Below are 18,677 nucleotides of genomic sequence, written 5' to 3'. Positions count from 1 at the left end.
TCGCGCCCGGGTTCGTGATCACGGGCCGCCCACCGCCTGCCGGGCCCGGGGCGCGCGGAGCTCGACCACCCGGTCGCACCGCTCGGCCACCTCGGGGTCGTGGGTCGCGATCAGCAGCGCGACGCCGTCGCCGGCCGCCGCCAGCAGCTCCTCCAGCACGACCTCCCGGTGCCCGGCGTCCTGCTCGGCCGTCGGCTCGTCGGCCAGCAGCGCCACCGGGCGCAACGCCAGCGCCCTGGCCACCGCCACCCGCTGCTGCTGGCCGCCGGACAGCTCCTCCACCAGGTGATCGGCGAACCTCTCCACCCGCAGCCGCTCCAGCGCCTCCGCCGCCAGCCGCATCGCCTCACGCGGCGACCGGCCGGCCGCGCGCAACGCCACCTCGACGTTCTCGGCCGCCGTGAGCAGGCTCAGCAGGCCGTACGACTGGAAGACGAGCGCCAGCCCGGCCCGCAGCCCCGGCTGCTCGTCCAGCGGCACGCCGCCCACCAGCACCCGGCCCGCCACCGGCGGCGCCAGCCCGGCGAGCGTCGTGAGAAGGGTCGTCTTGCCCGACCCGGACGGGCCCATGAGCGCGACCCGCTCGCCCTCGCCCAGGTCGAGCGACAGCTCCTCGACGACCGTGCGGCCGCCCGCACGGCAGGTGAGAGCGCGGCACGAGATCACCGGTCCGGGCGCCACGCGGAGATCCTCCGCCAGCCGGGGGCGTACGTCAACAGTTAAAGATCCTGCAACTCCCCTGCAAGCGTGACAAATACGGTTATGTCAGCAAGCAATACGTGAGCCGCGCGAGCACGCCTGCCCAGCACAGGGGCCTGGGCAGGACCGACGGGGATTCGCGCGGCTCACGACCGGGGCGGCCCGCTGCTTCGCCGCCCGGTGACGCGGTGGGGGCCGACCCAGGTCAGGGGGAAGCATCGACTTTGGTCGCTACCGCCCGCCCGCGCCCACCGCATAACCTCGGGAAACGTGAACGGACCCGAGCACGCCCCCGAATACCGGTGGGCCCTGCCGTCCGTGCTGCTCGGCGACGGCGGCGCGGGCCGGCCCGTGCGCCGCTCGACGCGAGACTGGATCGTCGACCTCACGCTCTTCCTCGGCGCCTGCGGCCTGACCCTGATGACCCTCGCCGAGATCCGCGACGCGCCCGAGCCCGTCCAGGCCGTCGAGCAGGCGCTGGGCGTGCTGTCCTGCCTCGCCGTCTGGCTGCGCCGCCGATGGCCGGTCGCGCTCGCGCTGGTCACCTTGACGCTCTCCTCCTCGCTGCTGCTCATCGGCGGGGCGGCCGTGGTCGCCCTGTTCACCGTCGCCGTCCACCGGCCGTTCAAGATCTCCGGGCCGGTCGCGCTGCTCGGCGTCCTCACCCTGGCGCCCAACGCGATGATCTGGCCCGACGCCGAGCTCGGCTGGCTCGGCACGTTCGTCTTCGGGCTGGCGATCCTGCTGACCGTGTTCGCCTGGGGCATCGTCATACGGGCCAGGCGGCAGCTCGTCTGGTCCCTCCGGCAGCGCGCCGACGGGGCCGCCGAGGAGGCCAGACGGCTGGAGCGCGAGCGGATCGCCCGCGAGATGCACGACGTGCTCGCGCACCGCCTGTCGATGCTCAGCCTGCACGCCGGCGCGCTCGAGTTCCGCCCCGGGGCGCCGGAGGCCGAGGTCGCCCGCGCCGCCGGCGCCATCCGCCAGGGCGCCCACCAGGCGCTCCAGGACCTGCGGGAGGTCATCGGGGTGCTGCGCCACTCCGGCGCGCCCGCCGACGACCCCGTCCCCGACCGCCCCCAGCCCACCCTTGACGACCTCCCCGCCCTGGTGGCCGAATGCCGCCGCGCCGGCCTCGACGTCCGCCTCGACCTGCACGTGGACCCGCCTGCCGACGTGTCCGCAGAAGCGCCCTCCGACGTACGCGCCGCCGCGCCTGTCGTTGTGTCCATGGACGCGCCCGTTGCCGTGCCCGCCATCGTGCCTGCCGACGTGCCCGCCGCCCTTCCTGCCGGCGCGCCCCCTGTCGGACCGGCCGCTGGAGGGCCTGCGCCGTCCGAGGGACCCGCGTCGCCCGGAGTGCGCGCGCCGTACGGAGGGCAGCGGTTGCCCGAGGCGCTGGGGCGCAACGTCTTCCGGATCGTGCAGGAGGCGCTCACCAACGCGCGCAAGCATGCGGGCGGGGCACCGGCCACCGTGACGGTGGCGGGTGCGCCGGGGCGTGGGCTGTCGGCCGAGGTACGCAACGCGCTGGGGTCCAGGCACAACGCACTCGGGTCGCGGCATGCCGCCCGCATCCCGGGGGCCGGGGCGGGGCTCATCGGGCTGGCCGAGCGGGCTGAGCTCGCTGGCGGCCGGTTGGAGCACGGGCCGACGCCGGACGGCGAGTTCGTGGTGCGCGCCTGGCTGCCGTGGCCTTGCCCAGAGGAGAGCGCATGATGGACCCGACCGGCCGGGTTCCCGAACCGACCTCCCTCCCGACCCCCAGGCAGACGTCCTGCCCGGCCTCCGGGCCGACCTGCCGCTCGGCCTCCGGCCCGGTCCCCGGAGCAACCTCCAGACCGATCCCAGGGCGGGCCGCCGGGCCGACCTTCGGACCGGTCGCCCAACTGACCTCCATGCCGATCCCAAGGAGGGCCGCCGGGTCGGCCTCCGGACCGGTCCTCGGAGCGATGCCAGGGCGGCCGCCGAACCGATCTCCGGACCGTTCCCACAGCGGGTTCCAGGGCCGGTCGCTGGGCCATCTCCCGGGGCCATGGGCGGGGCGGAGAACGGGGTGACGGCCGGGGCGGTGAGCGGGCTGATAGGGGCGACAGGCGGGGTGATGAGCGAGTCAAGGAGTGGGCCGACGGCCGGGTCGGCGGCTGGGTCGATCCGGGTGCTGATCGTTGATGATGACGCGCTGGTGCGGGCCGGGCTGGCGATGATCCTGGGCGGCGTGGACGGGATCGAGATCGTGGGGGAGGCGGGTGACGGGGCGCAGGTGCCGCCGCTGGTCGCCGAGCACCGGCCCGACGTGGTGCTGATGGACATCCGGATGCCCGGCGTCGACGGGCTGGCCGCGACCGAGGCGCTGCGGGCGACCAAGGCGCCGCCGGAGGTCGTGGTGCTGACCACCTTCCACGCCGACGCGCAGGTGCTGCGGGCGCTGCGCGCGGGTGCCGCCGGGTTCCTGCTCAAGGACATCCCGCCCGTCGAGCTGGTGGCCGCGATCAGGAAGGTGGCCGCGGGGGAGCCGATCCTGTCGCCCGCTGTCACCCGGCAGCTCATCACCCACGTGTCGCACGGCGGCGCTGTCGGACGGGTCGAGCGGGCGCGCGGGCTGCTGTCTCGGCTCAGCGAGCGCGAGCGTGAGGTGGCGCTGGCGGTCGGGCGGGGCAGGTCCAACGCGGAGATCGGCCGCGAGCTGTACATGAGCGTGCCCACGGTCAAGGCGCATGTTTCGCGCATCCTTACCAAACTGGCGCTGAACAACCGGGTCCAGATCGCGCTGCTGGTCTACGACGCGAGCTGACGGGGCTGGGATTCCAGCTTTCCCGGGTTCTGTCGCGCCGGAGCCGTCCAGGCGGCCACCGGTCCGTGAGGCGTACCGGCCGGAGGCGAGGCTGGGGGCGGGGATTTGGGGGCGGGGCTGGGGCGCCGTGCCGAGGCTGGGGCGTGGGTGTCGGGTCCGCGAGGGCCGTGCCGGGTCCGGAGGGTGCCCTGCAGGCCAGGAGGGTGCCGTGCCGGGTCCGGGGATGTCCTACCCGGCCAGGGGGTGCCGTGCCGGTCCGAGGGTTTCGGGCGCAGGGGTGCCCGGGCGCGGGGGTGTCAAGGCCGGGAGTGCCGTGCGGGGTCCGGGGGATGCTGTGCAGGTTCCCTGGGGACTGTGCGGAGTCCCGGCAGCGCCGTGTGGGCACCGGCGGGTGCCGTGTGGGCCCTGGGGTTGCCGTGTCGGCTACGCGGAGTGTCGGGCCCGGGGGTGTTGCGTCCGGTCCCAGGGAGGGGGGAGAGTGCCGTGTCCGGCCCCCTGCGTGCTGTGGTCGGGCCTGTGCGGGCTGTGCCGGGTTCGGAGGGGGTGCTGCTGGGGCCTGTGGGGGCGGCGTGTGGGGGTGCGAGGCTTGGACGAGCGCTTGTCCCATCATGGGTGGCCGTTACGGACAGGTAGCGGGCAGCCGTACCCTTGTCTGAAAGGGCATGTCATGAAGGGACAGTGGGATGAGTTCAGCGGGTGAAGGCCTGTCTCGCCCGCTTCCCGAGCAGGTGCGGCTCAATGTGGTCGACCTCGCGGCCCAGGTTCTCGGTTCGATGCCCGCTGTGGCGGTGCCGGCGCCGTTGCGCGGCATCGCCAAGTTCGACCCGCGTAAGCGTGCCCGGCTGGGCAGTGCGCCGATCGCCGCGCAGTTGGAGAACGACAAGAAGTTCCGCGAGGTGGTCGCCGAGTCGGTGGCCTCCGGCTGGCCGGAGCTGGTGGCCTCGCTGGCCGAGGGGAACGTGCCGCCCGCCGCCGATCCGGTGCTGGTCGCCGCCGCGGCTTATCTCACGCGGCCACCTGGCTGGGCCGACATGGTGGAGTCGGCCCGCGCCGATCTGGAGCAGTCCGCCGCCGCGGCCGAGGGGTCGGAGCGCGAGGAGGTCGTCTCCCGGCTGCGCGAGCAGCTCGCCGCGCAGAAGAGCGCGGCCAAGGAGGAGGCCGAGCGGCTGCGCGAGCAGTTGAAGGCGGCCCGCGGCGAGAACTCCGAGCTGCGCCGCAAGCTGCACGAGGCCCGCGAGCGCGCGAAGGGCGCGGTGCGGCGGGCCGAGGAGATGGAGCAGGCCGCCGAGGAGGCCAGGCACGCGGCCACGGCCGCCGGCAGCGCGGGGGAGTCGGAGCTGCGGCGGCTGCGTGAGCGCCTGGCCGACGTGGAGAAGCAGCTCGAAGCCTCGCGCCGGGCCGCGCGTGAGGGGCGCAGCGTCGAGGACGCGCGCATCCGGGTGCTGCTCGACGCGTTGCAGGACGCCTCGGCGGGGCTGCGCAGGGAGCTGGCGCTGCCCACCATGATCAGCCGGCCGGCCGACTCGGTCGCGGCGCTCACCGGTGAGCGGCCGGGTGTGCGCGGCGTGCCCGCCCGCGCGCTGGCCGACGACGACCCGCAGCTGCTCGATCAGCTTCTGGCGCTGCCGCAGGTGCATCTGATCATCGACGGCTACAACGTGACCAAGTCCGGCTACGGCACGCTCACGCTCGCCGACCAGCGCGCCCGCCTGATGACCGGGCTCGGCGGGCTGGTCGCGCAGACGCGCGTCGAGGTGACCGTGGTGTTCGACGGCGCCGAGCTCAACTCTCCGGTGCAGGTGGTGGCGCCGCGCGGGGTGCGGGTGCTGTTCAGCGCGCCGGGTGAGATCGCCGACGACCTGATCCGCCAGCTCGTCCGGGCCGAGCCGCCCGGCCGGGCGATCGCCGTGGTGTCCTCCGACCGCGAGGTGGCCGAGTCCGTCAGGCGGATGGGCGCCAGGCCCGTGCCGTCCGCGCTGCTGCTGAGGCGGCTCGGTCGCGCCTAGATGACGAATATGGCGTTTAGGTGAGGATTACTCGCCACTTCTGTACTATTTCGCCCCGAGGATGATCCCCTGGGAGGCGACGCTGTGAGGTTGGGCCGGGTGCCGCTGGCCGCGGGTCTGGTGTTCGGACTGGTGATGACCCCCGTCGGAGGGGTGCTGGCCGATCCCAAGCCGACTCTCGCGCAGGCGAGAGCGAAGCTCGACAAGCTCAACGACAAGGCCGACAAGGTCGTGGACCGCTACAACACGGCCACCGAGAAGTACAAAGAGGCCAAGGCGCGCTACAGCCGGCTGAACGACACGTACAAGCGCAAGCTGGCGACCGTCGCGGATCTGCGCGGTGAGGTCGTCAACATGGCCGTCGAGACGTACAAGCTGGGGGGCGACTTCTCGACCCTGCCCACCATGATGACCAGCGACGATCCGGCCGATCTGCTGTATGGGATGGCGTTACGCGGGCAGCTCGCGCAGGAGCGCACCCAGAAGCTCGCCGCGTTCGACCGGGCCAATCAGGGGCTGAAGACCGACCGTGACCGCGCCGAGGAGGCGCTGGCCGCGGCCGACAAGGAGCGGGACGCGGTCAAGAAGGACCGGGCGGAGATCCTGGACCTCATCAAGGACCAGAAGAAGCTCCTCGACCGGCTGGGCGCGTACAAGGCGGGCAATCCCAACAGCACCGGCCTCAAGTACACGGGTCCCGCCTCGGGCAACGCGGCGGCCGTGCTGCGCTTCGCGTACGCGCAGGTCGGCAAGCCGTACGTGTTCGGCGGCACCGGGCCGGGCGGCTACGACTGCTCGGGGCTCACGCAGGCCGCCTGGCGGGCCGGTGGCGTGTCGCTGCCGCGCACGACCTGGCAGCAGTGGTCGTGGGGCGCCAGCCGCAAGGTGTCGCTCAACGCGCTGGAGCCCGGCGACCTGATCTTCAGCGAGGGCCTCGGGCACGTGAGCATCTACGCGGGCGGCGGCAAGATCGTGCATGCGCCGCAGACGGGTGACGTGGTGAAGGTGGTCACACTCTCGTCGTACGGGCGCCGCCTCGTGGGCGCCGTACGCCCCTGACAAGACGGGGTCGGCCCAAGTGTGAGGAGGGTCACACTTGGGTAACGAAACCCGCTGCTCCGGCGGGGGATGAGGACCTGACTCCCGGCGTGTCTGATCTTTACTCGCTTACTCAGGCTTTGCCATTACGTGACTTTTCGGCGTAACTTCTGGCGTCGCGGCGTTCCAGCCAGGACGCCCGCCGGTCACCATCGGGTCCCCCGATGTTCGACAGAGAGAACCATCCGCCGGTCACCGCGGCCAGCGCCCCCGAGGCGCGAAGACGCGGCGGTGGCCTGCCGAGTCCGTGCAGCCAGGAGGCACGGAGCCGGGGACCCAACGATCCCGTACGCGGTGATCAGGGGTGAATCGGCGCGTTCAGCGCCGTAGGGCGACTTCCAGGCCCGAATCCGTCAGCTAACCCGGTAGGCGTTCGTGGAAGCCCCTAGGAGCAATCCTGTCTACCCTCTCGCACAACCCCCGTCTGTCCCGTCTCGCCCTGAGTGGCGTAGCGCTGATCACCGTGACGGCCGGAGGTCTGGTCGTCCACGCCCCGACGGCGCAGGCGGCGACGACGAATGAGTTCGCCACCACCGCGGTGACCAAGACGGAGAAGTCCGTCAAGTCGTCGAAGGTGGCAAAGGTCGCTCGGCAGAAGGCCAAGGCCCGCAAGGCCGTCTCCGTGGCCAAGAAGCAGATCGGCGACCCGTACCGTTACGGCGCCACCGGCCCCGGGTCGTTCGACTGCTCCGGCCTCGTCCAGTACGCCTGGAAGAAGGCCGGGGTGAAGATCCCGCGCGTGACGAACAGCCAGTTCGCGCGCATCAGGAAGAAGGTCTCCTACAAGCACCTGCAGCCGGGTGACCTGATGTTCTTCCGCGGACTCGGGCACGTGGGCATGTACGTCGGCGACGGCAAGATGGTCCACTCGCCGAGAACGGGCCAGCGTGTGCGCGTCGAGAAGCTTCGCGGCTGGCGCAAGGCGTCGTTCGCGGGCGCGGTGCGTCCCGGTCTGTGACCTGCGCCGAAGGCCCCGTCCCCGCCCCGGGACGGGGCCTTCGGCCTTCCCGGGCTCCGGACCGGGCTGACGCTCAGGATCGGCGGCTACGATCGGGCAGCGTGTCCGACAGGGGGTCCGGCAGCGGGCCTGGAAATGGGCCCGGCGGCACGTCCGGCAAGGGGCTCGGCAGCACGTCCGGCAGCACGTCCGGCAGCACGTCCGGCGGCGCGCCCGGCAGCACGTCCGGGAGGGTGTCCGCGCGGGGGCGCCGGCGGGTCGTGCCGGTGGTGCTGCTGGTTGTCGCGGCGTCCCTGGCCGGGGGGTCCGGGCCGGTCCTGGGGCCGGGAGGCGCCGCCATCGAGGCGGGGGTGCTCGCCGGCGTGCGGGCGCGCTGGGGCGACGGGCTCGACGTCGTACGCGGTGAGCGGTCGCTCGTCGCCGGGCAGGACGCGCCCCCCGGGCTGCTGGCGGACCTGGCGCGCCGGGCCGACACCGCGGGGCGGCGGGTCGGCGGAGTGCTGGGCGGTGACGTCCGGGCCGTGGTCCTGGTGCCCGCCTCGGCGCGGGAGGCCGCCGTGCTGGCGGGCGTCGCGTCGGTCGACGGGCTGGCGGCGGTGGCCGACCGGGGGCGCGTGATCGTGGTGCCCGAGCACTTCGCCCGTCTCACCCCGGTCGGGCGTGACGTCGTGCTGGCCCACGAGCTGACCCACGTGGCCGCCGGGACCGACGGGCTGCCCGTCTGGCTGTATGAGGGCTTCGCCGACTACGTGGCCTACCGGGACGCCGGGCTGCCCGTCGAGGTGGCCGCCGCCGAGCTGGCCGCCGAGGTGCGGGCCGGGCGGACGCCGTCCGATCTGCCGGACGCGGCCGACTTCGTCCCCGGGGCCGACGCGGGCCGGCTCGCCCGCGCGTACCAGGAAGCCTGGCTGGTGTGTCGCTTCGTCGCCGCGCGCTGGGGTGAGAAGAGCCTGGTGAGGCTCTACCGTGATGCCCAGACGTACGGCGCCGGCCGGGCGCTGGCCTCGCTGGGGATCTCGGCGGGCACGCTGACCCGGCTGTGGCGTGCGTACGTCCGGGACCGACTGGCGTGAGGGGACGCGACATGGACGACCGGCAGGAACGGCGCGAGACGACCGAACAGGACGTCGGCCCGCCCGCCACCCGCGCCCTGCAGGGGGCGGACGTCGCCGAGCCGTCGCCCGAGACGGGGGACGAGGACGTGGCCGGGGAACGGGACGGGGCCGCCGGCGACGGGGGCGGGCGTGAGGTGAGGCTGCGGCGGGAGGCCGGGGCAGGGCTGGCCGTGCTGGGGGCGGTGATCGCCGGGGTGGTGGCGTTCACGACGCCGTGGACGGCGCTGCCCGCCGGGGCGCCCGAGGTGACGCCCGACCCGGCGCGTGACTTCGGCGCCGCCGAGATCGCCCGCTCGCAGGCGTTCGACGCGGCCACCAGCGTGCCGAGCTACCTGTCGCTGGGCCTCACGCTGGTGTTCGCCGGGCTGCTCGTGGCCACGCCGCTCGGCGCGAGGCTGCTGGGATGGCTGCGGGGCCCGTGGTGGGCGCGGGTGCTGCTGGGCGTGCTCGTGCTCACGGTGATCGAGGAGGCCGTACGGTGGCCGCTCGGCATGTGGTTCGAGGGCGTGCTGCGCGACTTCGGGCTGTCCACGCAGGACTGGGCGGCCTGGACGGGCGACCGGCTCAAGAGCGTCGGCATCAACGCGGCCCTGCTGGCCGTCATGGTGCTGGCCGTGGTGGCGCTGGCGCGGCGGATCCGGCGCTGGTGGATCCCGGCCGCCGCCGGGGCGTTCGCGCTGACGGTGGGGGCGTCGTTCGTCTACCCGGTGGTGTTCGAGCCGGTGTTCAACGACTTCCACGCCATGCCGGACTCACCGCTGCGCGCCAACCTGATGGCGATGGCCGAGCGTGACGGGGTGCCGGTGGAGGACGTGCTGGTGGCCGACGCCTCGCGCCGGACGACCGCGCTGAACGCCTACGTCTCGGGGTTCGGCGCGACCCGCCGGATCGTCGTCTACGACACGCTGCTCAAGGCGCCGCCGCGCGAGGTGGAGCTGGTGGTGGCGCACGAGCTCGGCCACGCGAAGGACCGCGACGTGCTGCACGGCACGCTCGTCGGGGCGCTCGGCGCGGCGCTGGGGGCGGTCCTGCTGTTCCTGGTGTTCGGAGCGGCACGGCGGCGTACGGGCGGCGCGCCGATCACCGATCCCCGGGCGGTGGGCGTGGTGCTGGGGCTGATGACGCTGGCGACGTTCCTGTCCGGCCCGGCGCAGAACGTGATCAGCCGCCACATCGAGGCCAGGGCCGACGCGCACGCCCTGGACCTGACGGGGGACCCGGCGACGTTCGTCGCGATGCAGAAACGCCTGGCAACAGCCAATATTTCCGACTTGTCGCCAGATGCGGTGGAATATGTGCTCTATGCCTCCCATCCCACGGCTGCCCAGCGGATCGCCATGGCCCGCTCCTGGGCCGAGCTGAACGGCCGCCCCCAGCCGTGAGCGCACCTCGCCGGGTGGTCGTCGTCACCAACGACTTCCCGCCGCGCCCCGGCGGCATCCAGTCGTTCGTGCACGGCCTGGCCCTGCGCACCCCCGGCGTGGCCGTCTACGCTCCGGCCTGGCCCGGCTGCGCCGAGTTCGACCGGCGGCAGCCGTACCGGGTCGTCCGGCACCCGGGCCGGCTGATGCTGCCGACGCCCGCCGTCGCCCGGCGGGCGGCGCGGCTGGTGGCCGAGCACGGCGCCGACACCGTCGTGTTCGGCGCGGCGGCGCCGCTCGGCCTGCTCGCGCCGCGCCTGCGCGCGGCGGGCGCGCGGCGGATCGTCATGCTCACGCACGGCCACGAGGCGTCCTGGGCGGGCGCGCCGGTGTTCCGCTCGGTGCTGCGCCGCATCGCCGGCCACGCCGACGTGGTCACCTACCTCGGCCCCTACACCCGCGCCCGGCTGGCGCCGGTCGTCCCCGAGGACAAGCTGGTACGGCTGGCCCCCGGCGTGGACGTGACGCAGTTCCGGCCCGACGTGGAGCCCCGGCGGCCCGGCGGCGGGCCGGTGGTGGTGTGCGTGTCCCGGCTGGTGCCGCGCAAGGGGCAGGACCAGCTCATCAGAGCCTGGCCGACGGTCCTGCGCGAGGTGCCGGGCGCGGTGCTGCTGCTGGTCGGCGGCGGCCCGCACCGGCGCAGGCTGGAACGGCTGGCCGCGGGCAGCCCGTCGATCGTGTTCACCGGCAGCGTCCCGGCCGCCGACCTGCCCGGCTACTACGCGGCCGGCGACGTGTTCGCGATGCCGTGCCGTACCCGGTGGGGCGGGGTCGACGTGGAAGGGCTCGGAATCGTGTTCCTGGAGGCGTCGGCGACGGGGCTGCCGGTGGTGGCGGGCGCGTCCGGAGGCGCCCCCGAGGCGGTGCGGCACGGCGAGACCGGCCTGGTCGTCGACGGCCGCGACACCGGGGAGGTGGCCGCGGCCCTGATCGAGCTGCTGAGCGCGCCCGAGCGGGCACGGAAGCTGGGCGAGGCCGGCCGCGACTGGATCGCCGCCGAATGGTCGTGGGACCGGGTCGCCGACCGCTTCCGCGCCCTCTTGTGATCACCCCTGCCTGATCACCCTTTCGTGGAGCCGAGCGTGAGCCCGGCGACGAACTGCTTGTGCAGGAGCTGGAAGACGATCAGCGTCGGCAGCGCGACCAGCACCGACCCGGCCGCCAGCAGGTTGTAGTCGGTGAAGAACTGGCCGCGCAGGTTGTTCAGCGCCGAGGTGACGGGCAGCTTGTCACCCGACGACATGAGCACCAGCGCCCACAGGAAGTCGTTGTACATCCAGGTGAACTGCAACGTCGCCAGCGCCGCCAGCACCGGGCGGCACAGCGGCAGCGTCAGCTTCCAGTAGCGCCGCCACACGCTCGCCCCGTCCACCAGCGCCGCCTCGGTGATCTCCTCCGGGATCGTGCGCATGAAGTTTGCCAGGACGAACACGCAGAACCCGAACTGGAACGCCACATGGATGAGGATGAGCCCCAGGTAGGAGTCGTACAGCGCCTGGGAGTCCGACAGCCACAGCGGCAGCGGGACCAGCGTGTAGAGCGTGTAGAGCGGGGTGATGAGCACCTGCGGCGGCAGCAGGTTGCCCGCGGTGAAGACGATGAGCAGGGTCCGGCGCCCGGGGATCCTGGCCCGGGCGATGGCGAAGGCGGCGAACGAGGCCAGGAAGAGCGTCAGCAGCAGGGCCGGGATCACGATGATCAGCGTGTTGAGGTAGTAGCGGGGCAGCTCGGCCTGGCTCCACGCCTGCCCGTAGTAGTCCAGCGTGAGGCTTTCGGGCAGCGAGAAGTAGCCGAGCCTGGCCGTCTCCTCGTACGGGCGCAGCGAGGCGTACACGGCCAGCGCCAGCGGCAGCAGCCAGCCCAGCGCCACCAGCGCGAGGAAGGCGTGCAGCAGGACGCGCAGCGGCCTGGCCCGGCGCCGGGCCGGGGCGAGGGCCGTCATCGTTCCGCCCTGAACAGCTGCGACAGGTACGTCACGATGAACCCCAGCGAGATCACCAGCAGCACCACCGCGATCGCCGAGCCGAACCCGATCCGGCTGGCCTCGCCCACGATGTTCTCCGTGACCAGCACCGACAGCAGTTCGAGCCCGTTGCGGCCCTTGTTGATCGCGTAGACGATGTCGAACGCGCGCAGCGCCTCGATCACCGTGATCACCAGCACGATCACGTTGACCGGCCGCAGCGTCGGGAACACCACCCGGAAGAACGCCTGCGCCTCATTGGCCCCGTCGATGGCCGCGGCCTCCTTCAGCGCCGGGTCGACGGCCTTCAGCCCCGCCAGGTAGATGATCATCACGTAGCCGACGTGCCGCCAGGCCGCCGCGACCATGACCACCCAGATGTTGACCGACCGGTCGCCCAGCCAGTCGACCGACAGCCCGGTGACCGCGTTCAGCACGCCGTAGTCGGTGGAGTAGACGAGCTGCGCGATGAACCCGACCACGGCCAGCGACAGCACCACCGGCAGGTAGAGCGCGCTCTGGTAGAACCGCGACAGCCGCAGCCGCCGGTCCAGCAGCACCGCGCAGAACAGCCCGAACGGGGTCGCGACCAGCCCGAGGAAGCCCAGCCACAGGACGTTGTTGCGCACGGCCGACCAGAACGGCGGATACTCGCCGGCCAGGTCGCCGTAGTTGCGCCCGCCGACCCACTCGATCGGCCCGAAGCCGTTCCAGTCGGTCGCGGACAGCACCACGGAGGCGAGCGTGGGCCCCCAGACGAGGCCCACGCTGGCGATGACGGCCACCCCCAGCCCGATGACCAGCACGGTCACGTCGCGGGCGGAGTAGCGACGGGTCTTGACGGCCATCAACGGAAGATGTTGGCCTTCTGCTTCTCGATGGACACGAGTAAGGAGTCGATCTCGGCAGGTTTGTCGATGAACGACTGCAGCGACGGGATCATCACGGTGGAGGCGAAGTCGGGCCGGGTGTCACGGTCGAGGAACTGGGCGATGTGCGACGCCTGCGAGACCAGCTCGGCGCCGCGCTTCTGCAGCGCGCTGTAGCCGCTGGTGTCGGCCTTGGAGCTGGCCGCCAGCGTGCCGGGGTCGGCCTCGGTGGCCACGTTCTGCGCGGCCGCCTGGGCGAAGTGCTTGATCAGCGCCTTGGCGCCGTCGACGTTCCTGGCCTTGGCCGAGACCATGTAGCCGTCGATGGGCGCGTCGATCGAGTCGGTGCCGTAGGCCGGGTTGATCTCGGGGAACGTGAAGAAGTCCAGGTCGTCCCGGTCCGCCTCGGGGAACTGCTGGGCGACGAACATGCCGAGCAGGTACATGCCGGTCTTCTTCTCCGCCAGCGACTGCGCCGCCTCCTGCCAGGTGCGGCCCAGCGCGGCCGGCTGGTGGTGCTCCAGCAGCCCGCGCCACGTCTCGAACACCTGCTTCACCCGGGGATCCGTCCACGACTCCTTCCCGGCCATGAGCGCGATGTGGAAGTCGTAGCCGTTCGTGCGCATGTTGATGATGTCGAACGTGCCCATCGCCGGCCAGCCGTCCTTGTCGGCGAACGCGATCGGGACCAGCCCGTCGGCCTTCATCCGCCGCGACAGCGCCGTCAGCTCGTCCAGCGTCCTCGGAGGCTCGTACCCCTTCTCCTCCCACACGCTCTTGCGGTAGAAGACCGCCCACGGATAGTACGTGAACGGCACGAAGTACTGCTTGCCGTCGGTGCCCGTCGACGCCGCCTTGAAAGCCGGGGTGTAGTCGGCCCCGATCTCCCGCCACACGTCCGAGATGTCCGTCGCCAGGCCCTGCTCGGCGAAGAACTGCATCCGGTATCCCGCGAACCAGGTGAACACGTCGTCCGGGGTGCCGCGCAGGTAGCGGTTGATGTTCTCCTGGAAGGTGTTGTGGTCCACCGTGTTGACCTTCACCTGGCCGGGGGTGAAGCCCTTCAGCACAGTCTCCAGTGACTTCTTCGGCACCTCGTCCGAGGCGTTGGAACCCAGCGTGACGGCGCCGGCCCCGGCGCCGGTGCCGCCGGTCGTGCTGCCGCCGGGCGCGGGCGCGCCGGAGCCGCACCCGGCCAGGACGGCGGGCACGCCGAACGCGGCGGCGGCCCCTATCAGGAGATTGCGGCGGGAGAGTGGCGGACGTTGGTCCATGATGGTTCCTCCTTGCCGGACCCTCAAGTTCCCCCGAGTTCACTCACCCTTCATCGAAAACGCACCATTTCAAACTGTCAACGTGTGCGTTTCCGCCCCACGAACGCCGAAGAGGCCGCCGAACCCGCTCCCACGGGCCGACGGCCTCCGAACCGATCGGTCGGCGAGGCTACCCGTACAGGGCCTCGATCTCGGGGTTGAAGTCGCGCATGACGAGGTTGCGCTTGACCTTGAGGGTGGGGGTCAGGTGGCCGGTCTCCTCGGTGAGGTCGGCGGCCAGGATCGTGAACTTCTTGATCTGCTCCGCCTTCGACACCATGGCGTTGGCCCGGTCGACCGCGCCCTGCACCTCGGCCAGGATGCGCGGGTCGGTGCGCGGGTCGGCGGGGCGGCCGTTGCCGGACGACCACTGCTCCAGCGCCTCGGGGTCGAGCGTGACGAGCGCGCCGACGAACGGCCGGCCGTCGCCGACGAGCATGGCCTGCGAGATGAGCGGGTGGGCGCGCAGGGAGTCCTCGAGCGGCCCGGGGGCGACGTTCTTGCCCGCGGCCGTCACCAGGATCTCCTTCTTGCGCCCGGTGATGCGCAGGTAGCCGTCGGCGTCGAGCTCGCCGACGTCGCCGGTGTGGTACCAGCCGGCCTCGTCGATCGCCTCGGCGGTGGCCTCGTCGTTGTTCCAGTAGCCGGCGAACACGTTGCGGCCCCGGGCCAGGATCTCGCCGTCGTCGCCGATGCGCAGCGTCACGCCGGGCAGCGGCTTGCCGACCGTGCCGATCTTGTTGGCGCCCGGCATGTTGACCGAGCAGGGGGCCGAGGTCTCGGTGAGCCCGTAGCCCTCGTACACCTCGATGCCGACGCCGCGGAAGAAGTGGCCGAGCCGGTCGCCGAGCGCCGATCCGCCCGACACCGCCGCGGTGAGCCTGCCGCCGGTGGCCGCGCGCAGCTTGCCGTACACGAGCTTGTCGAACAGCGCCCGCCGCAGCCGCAGGCCGAGGGGGGCGCCGCCGGAGCTCTCGGCCTTGCTCCAGGCCACGGCCACGTCGACGGCGCGGGCGAAGATCTTGCCCTTGCCGCCCGCGATGGCCTTCTGCTCGGCGGCGTTGTAGACCTTCTCGAAGACGCGCGGCACGCCGAGCAGGAACGTGGGCTTGAAGTCCTGGAGGTCGGGGGCGACGTTCTTCATGTTCGGGGTGTGCGCCATGATCGCGCCCGCCTCGACGAGCACCACCTGGATCATCCGCGCGAAGATGTGCGCCAGCGGCAGGAACAGCAGCGCCGCCGGGTCCTTGGCGGCGAACAGCGGCTCCAGCGGCCCGCGCAGCACGTTGACGGCGGTGAACAGCAGGTTGTCGTGGGTGATCCGGCAGCCCTTGGGCCGGCCGGTGGTGCCCGAGGTGTAGACGATCGTGGCCAGGTCGGCGGCGCACACCAGGGAGCGCCGCTCGTGCACCGCGGCCTCCTCCACGTCGGCGCCCTCGGGGCCGGCGTCGACCCGCCACACGAGCTTGAGGTCGGGGGCGGCCTCGCGCACGGTCTCCTCGTGCGTGTCGAGCTCGACGAAGACGGCCTTGGCGCCGCTGTCGGCGAGGATCCAGCGGACCTGCTCGGCCGAGGAGGTCTCGTACACCGGCACGGTCACCGCGCCGATCGACCAGATCGCGTAGTCGATGAGCGTCCACTCGTAGCGGGTGCGCGACATCAGCGCCACCCGGTCGCCGTGCTCGATGCCGGCCGCGACGAGGCCGCGGGCCAGCGCCACCACCTGGTCGCGGAACTCGCCCGCCGTGACGACCGGCCAGGCGTCGTCCTGCTTGCGGCGCATGACGACCCGGCCGGGCTCCTGCTCGCCCCGCCGGAACACGGTGTCGGGCAGGCAGGCGGCGGCAGGCACATCCACCAGCACCGGGACGCTGTACTCGCGCACGGATCCACTCCTAGTCGGGTGCACGCTTCTGGGTATGCGCTGGACGTTACCGCGACAAGTTACGCGCCGGTAGGTTCGTCATCCAGACGTGATGAAGGGCATTCATCACGCTAGCAGCCGTTGTTCATAGGATCGGCCCATGAGGGTCCACGTGGTCAGTGACGTGCACGGCAGGGCGGACGCGCTGGCGCGGGCGGGCGACGGCGCCGACGCGCTCATCTGTCTCGGCGACCTGATCCTGTTCATCGACTACGACGACCACGCGCAGGGCATCTTCGCCGACCTGTTCGGCGCCGAGCAGGCCGCCCGGTTCATCGCGCTGCGCACGGCCAAGCGCTTCGACGAGGCCAGGGCCATGTCGGCGGCGCTGTGGGCGAGCCTCGACGGCGACCCGCGCGAGCACATCGAGCGCAACGTGCGCGCCCAGTACCGCGACCTGTTCGCCGCCATGCCCGCGCCCGCCTATCTCACCTACGGCAACGTCGACATCCCGCGCCTGTGGGCCGACTACCTGCGCCCCGGCCACCAGGTGCTCGACGGGGAGACGGCGGAGATCGGCGGGCTGCGCTTCGGGTTCGTCGGCGGCGGGCTCAAGACCCCCTACCGCACCCCGTACGAGATCAGCGACGAGGCGTACGCCGCCAAGGTCGAGGCGCTCGGCGAGGTCGACGTGCTGTGCTGCCACATCCCGCCCGCCGTGCCCGAGCTGCTCTACGACGTGGTCGCCCGGCGCTTCGAGCGGGGGAGCGAGGCCACGCTGGAGCTGATCAGGCGGACCCAGCCGCGCTACGCCCTGTTCGGCCACGTCCACCAGCCGCTCTACCCGCGCCTGCGCATCGGCCGCACCGAATGCGTGAACGTGGGCCATTTCCGGGGAAAGGGCGTTCCGTACATCCTCGAATGGTGAGCGGCCCAGTATCTTGGTCGCATGGCTGATCGCACCAGTTCGAGCATCGTCATCGACGCCGATCGCGCCGGCGTCATGGCGGTCATCGCCGACCTGCCCGCCTACCCCGAGTGGGCCGGCCAGGTGAAGAGCGCCGAGGTCCTGTCCACCGGCGCCGACGGCAGGCCCGAGTCCGTGCGGTTCGTCCTCGACGCCGGCATGATCAGCGACACCTACACCCTCGCCTACACCTGGAACGACGACGAGAGCGTGAGCTGGCGGGTGTCGGAGCCCGGCAAGATGGTCTCCCGCCTCGACGGCAGTTATCTGCTCGCCGACACGGGCAGGGGGATCGAGGTGACGTACGAGCTCGCGGTCGACCTCGCCGTCCCGATGATCGGCATGATCAAGCGCAAGGCGGAGAAGGTGATCGTGGACACCGCGCTCAAGGGCCTCAAGAAGCGCGTCGAAGGCCGCTGAGGTGAGCCCCCGCGTCCTGCTGTTCACCGGGAAGGGCGGCGTCGGCAAGACGACGGCCGCCGCGGCCACCGCCACGCTCGCCGCCCGGCGCGGGCTCAAGACGCTGATCGTCTCCACCGACACCGCCCACTCGCTGGCCGACGCGCTCGCCGTCGAGCCCGGCGAGGTCGCGCCCGGCCTGCACCTGCACCAGGTCGACACGCAGCGCTCGCTGGAGCGCCACTGGGGCGAGCTGCGCGACTACGCCCGCGGCCTGCTCGCCGAGCTGGGCCTGGACGAGATCACCTCCGAGGAGCTGACCGTGCTGCCCGGCGCGGAGGAGCTCATCGCCCTCATGGAGCTGCGCGAGCACGCCCGCGAGGGCCGCTGGGACGTCATCGTCGTCGACTGCGCGCCCACCGCCGAGACGCTGCGCCTGCTCGCGCTGCCCGAGGCGCTCGACTGGCACGTCAACCGGCTGATGCCGCTCGGCCGCCGGCTGCTGCGGGTCGCCGCGCCGTTCGTGCGCGGCGTCGCCCGCGTCAGCGCGCCCGGCGACGAGGTGGTCGGCGCCGCCGAACGCTTCCACCGCGGCCTGATGGAGGTGCGCGACCTGCTCACCGGCGGCCACGCCTCCGTCCGCCTCGTGCTCACGCCCGAGTCGGTGGTGCTCGCCGAGGCCCGGCGCACCCTCACCTCGCTCAACCTGTACGGCTACCGCGTCGACGCCGTCGTCGCCAACCGGGTCTTCCCCGCCGGTGACGCCGACCCGTGGCGCGCCCAGTGGGTGGAGGCCCAGAGCAGGCTGCTGGCCGAGGCCGAGGAGTCGTTCGCGCCGCTGCCCGTGCACGTCGTCCCCTACCTGCCCGCCGAGCCGGTCGGCAAGGAGGCGCTGGCCAGGCTCGGCGAGGCGCTCTACGGCGAGGCCGACCCGTTCGCCCCGCCCGCCGCGCCGCCGCCGCTGCGGCTGTCGGCCGACGAGCTCACGCTGGCGCTGCCCGGCGCCCGCCACGGCGACGTCGACCTGGCCCGCAAGGGCGACGAACTGATCATCACCGCCGGGCCCTACCGGCGCATCCTGGCGCTGCCCGCCGCCCTCGCCCGCAGGAAGATCAGCTCGGCGGTGCTCCGCGACGGCGCGCTCCGGGTACGGTTCACCTCGGAGGCGAAATCCGACGAAGCGCACGCGACGGGATGAGCGCCGCATCAGC

General features: G+C 72.6%; 16 protein-coding genes and 1 riboswitch. Of the genes, 11 read left to right on the top strand and 5 right to left on the bottom strand.

The genetic code is table 11. The features are described 5' to 3' along the window. Positions 1 to 18: 18 nt before the first annotated feature. Positions 19 to 681 carry an ATP-binding cassette domain-containing protein gene (locus AB0J53_RS15995; protein WP_364172509.1) on the bottom strand — a complete coding sequence of 221 codons (663 nt, stop codon included), beginning with the start codon at positions 679 to 681 and terminating at the stop codon, positions 19 to 21. Positions 682 to 969: 288 nt separating this feature from the next. On the opposite strand from AB0J53_RS15995, the gene AB0J53_RS15990 reads away from it, so the two are divergent. The 8 genes from AB0J53_RS15990 to AB0J53_RS15955 all read left to right on the top strand — a co-directional run bounded on the left by AB0J53_RS15990 (position 970) and on the right by AB0J53_RS15955 (position 11,137). Continuing rightward, positions 970 to 2,418, top strand: a complete 1,449-nt coding sequence (locus AB0J53_RS15990) for a histidine kinase (protein WP_364172507.1) — start codon at positions 970 to 972, stop codon at positions 2,416 to 2,418. Between the two features lie 385 nt (positions 2,419 to 2,803). After that, on the top strand, positions 2,804 to 3,493 hold the full coding sequence (locus AB0J53_RS15985; RefSeq protein WP_364172504.1) for a response regulator transcription factor: 690 nt from the start codon (positions 2,804 to 2,806) through the stop codon (positions 3,491 to 3,493). A 773-nt stretch (positions 3,494 to 4,266) separates the two neighbouring features. Then, a complete protein-coding gene (locus AB0J53_RS15980) occupies positions 4,267 to 5,499 on the top strand; it encodes an NYN domain-containing protein (protein ID WP_246646282.1) in 1,233 nt (410 codons plus the stop codon). Between the two features lie 84 nt (positions 5,500 to 5,583). Then, positions 5,584 to 6,558 (top strand): NlpC/P60 family protein, encoded by a 975-nt coding sequence (locus tag AB0J53_RS15975; protein ID WP_364172499.1) that lies wholly within the window; start codon positions 5,584 to 5,586, stop codon positions 6,556 to 6,558. Between the two features lie 266 nt (positions 6,559 to 6,824). Continuing rightward, positions 6,825 to 6,984: riboswitch (cyclic di-AMP (ydaO/yuaA leader) on the top strand. Between the two features lie 76 nt (positions 6,985 to 7,060). After that, complete coding sequence (locus tag AB0J53_RS15970; RefSeq protein ID WP_364172496.1) at positions 7,061 to 7,555, top strand: C40 family peptidase; 495 nt, start codon at positions 7,061 to 7,063, stop codon at positions 7,553 to 7,555. Between the two features lie 101 nt (positions 7,556 to 7,656). Then, the gene (locus AB0J53_RS15965) at positions 7,657 to 8,628 is read left to right on the top strand and encodes a hypothetical protein (RefSeq protein WP_364172493.1); all 972 of its coding nucleotides are present in this window, start codon (positions 7,657 to 7,659) and stop codon (positions 8,626 to 8,628) included. Positions 8,629 to 8,639: 11 nt separating this feature from the next. Then, a complete protein-coding gene (locus tag AB0J53_RS15960) occupies positions 8,640 to 10,052 on the top strand; it encodes a M48 family metallopeptidase (protein ID WP_364172490.1) in 1,413 nt (470 codons plus the stop codon). Further along, positions 10,049 to 11,137 carry a glycosyltransferase family 4 protein gene (locus AB0J53_RS15955; protein ID WP_364172487.1) on the top strand — a complete coding sequence of 363 codons (1,089 nt, stop codon included), beginning with the start codon at positions 10,049 to 10,051 and terminating at the stop codon, positions 11,135 to 11,137. Before AB0J53_RS15960 ends, AB0J53_RS15955 begins: the two co-directional genes overlap by 4 nt. 14 nt (positions 11,138 to 11,151) lie before the next feature. On the opposite strand, the gene AB0J53_RS15950 is transcribed toward AB0J53_RS15955, so the two are convergent. The 4 genes from AB0J53_RS15950 to AB0J53_RS15935 form a co-directional block, all read right to left on the bottom strand. Further along, on the bottom strand, positions 11,152 to 12,033 hold the full coding sequence (locus tag AB0J53_RS15950) for a carbohydrate ABC transporter permease (RefSeq protein WP_364172484.1): 882 nt from the start codon (positions 12,031 to 12,033) through the stop codon (positions 11,152 to 11,154). Then, positions 12,030 to 12,902, bottom strand: a complete 873-nt coding sequence (locus tag AB0J53_RS15945) for a sugar ABC transporter permease (protein ID WP_364172481.1) — start codon at positions 12,900 to 12,902, stop codon at positions 12,030 to 12,032. Before AB0J53_RS15945 ends, AB0J53_RS15950 begins: the two co-directional genes overlap by 4 nt. Beyond that, positions 12,902 to 14,197, bottom strand: coding sequence for an ABC transporter substrate-binding protein (locus tag AB0J53_RS15940; protein WP_364172478.1), 1,296 nt, complete (start codon positions 14,195 to 14,197; stop codon positions 12,902 to 12,904). Before AB0J53_RS15940 ends, AB0J53_RS15945 begins: the two co-directional genes overlap by 1 nt. A 169-nt stretch (positions 14,198 to 14,366) precedes the next feature. Continuing rightward, a complete protein-coding gene (locus AB0J53_RS15935) occupies positions 14,367 to 16,121 on the bottom strand; it encodes an AMP-dependent synthetase/ligase (protein ID WP_364172475.1) in 1,755 nt (584 codons plus the stop codon). 139 nt (positions 16,122 to 16,260) lie between these two features. Here AB0J53_RS15935 and AB0J53_RS15930 point away from each other — a divergent pair, with 139 nt between their 5' ends. The 3 genes from AB0J53_RS15930 to AB0J53_RS15920 are packed head-to-tail and all read left to right on the top strand — an operon-like array spanning position 16,261 to position 18,664. Continuing rightward, complete coding sequence (locus AB0J53_RS15930) at positions 16,261 to 17,028, top strand: metallophosphoesterase (RefSeq protein WP_364172472.1); 768 nt, start codon at positions 16,261 to 16,263, stop codon at positions 17,026 to 17,028. 21 nt (positions 17,029 to 17,049) lie between these two features. Further along, positions 17,050 to 17,487 carry an SRPBCC family protein gene (locus tag AB0J53_RS15925; RefSeq protein WP_364172469.1) on the top strand — a complete coding sequence of 146 codons (438 nt, stop codon included), beginning with the start codon at positions 17,050 to 17,052 and terminating at the stop codon, positions 17,485 to 17,487. A gap of 1 nt (position 17,488) precedes the next feature. Beyond that, positions 17,489 to 18,664, top strand: coding sequence for an ArsA family ATPase (locus tag AB0J53_RS15920; RefSeq protein ID WP_357586514.1), 1,176 nt, complete (start codon positions 17,489 to 17,491; stop codon positions 18,662 to 18,664). Positions 18,665 to 18,677 lie beyond the last annotated feature (13 nt).

Origin of the sequence: Nonomuraea sp. NPDC049725 (genome assembly GCF_040674795.1) — a bacterium.
GTDB lineage: Bacteria > Actinomycetota > Actinomycetes > Streptosporangiales > Streptosporangiaceae > Nonomuraea > Nonomuraea ceibae.
Note: the sequence above shows the minus strand (reverse complement) of the source record. Positions and strands in the feature narration are given on the sequence as shown.